The sequence below is a fragment of the Oleiphilus sp. HI0123 genome (assembly GCF_001635315.1).
The window spans coordinates 1-1,955 of sequence record NZ_LWGE01001794.1 but is presented as its reverse complement, the minus strand read 5'-3'; the positions used below and the strand labels follow the sequence as shown (position 1 = coordinate 1,955).

Annotated in this window: 2 protein-coding genes; both read right to left on the bottom strand. The window is 43.6% G+C overall.

What is annotated here, in order from left to right; translation table 11 throughout:
• The coding region (gene istA / locus A3761_RS24140) for an IS21 family transposase (protein WP_197473233.1) at nucleotides 1–722 on the bottom strand (722 nt) is incomplete at its 3' end.
• A gap of 209 nt (nucleotides 723–931) precedes the next feature.
• Complete coding sequence (locus A3761_RS24135) at nucleotides 932–1,771, bottom strand: GNAT family N-acetyltransferase (protein WP_068740141.1); 840 nt, start codon at nucleotides 1,769–1,771, stop codon at nucleotides 932–934.
• Between the last annotated feature and the right edge of the window lie 184 nt (nucleotides 1,772–1,955).

The following is a 1,955-nucleotide window of genomic DNA, read 5'->3' as shown; positions in this document are numbered from 1 at the left end:
GCTGGAACAACCGCCACTTGATAGTGTTGTGCCAGTTGCTGATAAGCCGGGTTTATATCTGGTTCGTAACGATGTGTTTTGCGCACCGCACTTCTCAAATTATCCGGCACGACTAGTTCAGGTACACCGCCGAGGAACTCGAAAGTCTGTACATGGGCATTCAACCAGTCTTCCTGGTTCTGGCTCCAACTAGCACAAGCAAAGGTGTAGTTGGATGCCCCCATCACAGCGACAAAAATTTGGGCTTGCCTGACTTCGCCGGTATCTGGGTTCACCACCGGCATTGTAGGACCACAGTAATCGACAAAGAGTTTTTCACCTGCACGATGAATCTGACGCATGCTACGTTTCTGGCAACCCAGCCATTCAAGATAACGATGACAGAACTGAGCATAACTGTAACCGTTATCAGGATTTTGCTGCCGATATTCTTGCCACAATAACTGTTTGGTTACAGTTTTTTGTTTGAGGTCCTGGTGGACTTGCGGGAAGTCTGGCTCAACAAAACGCCTTTGACCCGTCGCAGCTTGGCTAGGGAACAGCATTCGAGCGAGATCTCGCTCAGCCATTTCCTCGGGAACTGGCCAGCTTAGGCCTGCTTGATCAGCTCGCTTGAGGTAATCGACGACCGTTCCGTAACCAATATTAAGTGCTTGAGCTATCCCTCGATAGCTTAATCCGGCCTCATGACGAAGCCGTAAAATGTCTTTGATTTTACGCATTGATAACCTTTTTTTGGCCACTGCTATTACTCCTCGCCGGAAAAAGGCTAAGAGACTAGCAGATTGTTAGTTAAGTCAACGCGTTAGGAGTGATTCTGGAAATATCTGATCATCAATTCTGGTATCTGATCACTGATTCTGGAAATCCAGAAAAAGTGATCGAATAAAACCAGAATCAATGGTCGAAAAGTTCCAGAAATGATGATCGGTTAAAACCAGAATGAGTGATCGGAATGGGCCAGAATATGCAATTGACCAGAGATCGGATTCCCACTCTGCCTTATAATACTAATTTCACAATAGTAACCTTGCCCAGAACTGTTAACCAACTCTTCATAAAAGGCTACCAATTCGGAATTAAGAGCGATAGCAGTGGCCGTTCCCCCACCCCCCTTCCACCCAGAAGACTCTACTCTAAGAAACTCCTGATATAAGCTTGGAAGCTTTCCTTTATCTTTTGAGGTTTCTATCTCAATATCTTGCGTAATAGCGAATTTCTTCGATGCCTTTCTAAGGTTATTTCTAAAGTTTTTGGAAATACAATCCTCACTAGATCTTCGCTGAGTCAAATCCAAGTAATCACATCCCGCTCGATCGCCCACACATGCACCTAAACGCCTCAACAATGCACTCTCAGATATCAGAGACTTCTTCTGTACGGCTGGCGCATAAAAACAGTCGTAACCCACTAACAACTCCGTCAGAAGAGTTAGCATGTCTACAGAAGTTAAATCAGAAACTCGAGACACTGAAGTAATTCCAGAGAATTGAGAGTGGTCATGAAATGGTAGAGATAACGCCTTCAATGAAACACCTAAAAGAGAAAGCCTAGTCTCTACAACCGGTATCACGTGTGAAACTTCACCATGCACTTTAATCACAACATAAAAAAAACTCCCGCCCTCCTCCGAAAGATGTTTGCGGTAGCTTTCATTCCATACCAAAAAGTTGTGAGGCCACTTTTCAGTACCTTCTGACTCCCAAGAACGCCAGCAATCTGCCAGCTCCCTAATTTCACTTTCTGTTTTTGCAGTAGTTAAAGTGTACATAGAATAATAAATAACCTAGGTGTAAAAAAATAAAAGTATTGACATCCCCCTGTGTCAGGATAGTTGTCGCCTCTGTTAATTTTTAATAATTGAATAGGAGGCGGTAAGAGAATATGAGTGAAGCATTATTCAAAAGAGTTTAAAGAAGCCATTGTTAAGAAGTGGCTTGAAAGTGGGTTATCAT

Coding starts and splice junctions, on each gene's coding strand:
- A3761_RS24135 (WP_068740141.1), bottom strand. CDS start 1,771: ATGTACACTTTAACTACTGCAAAAACAGAAAGTGAAATTAGGGAGCTG.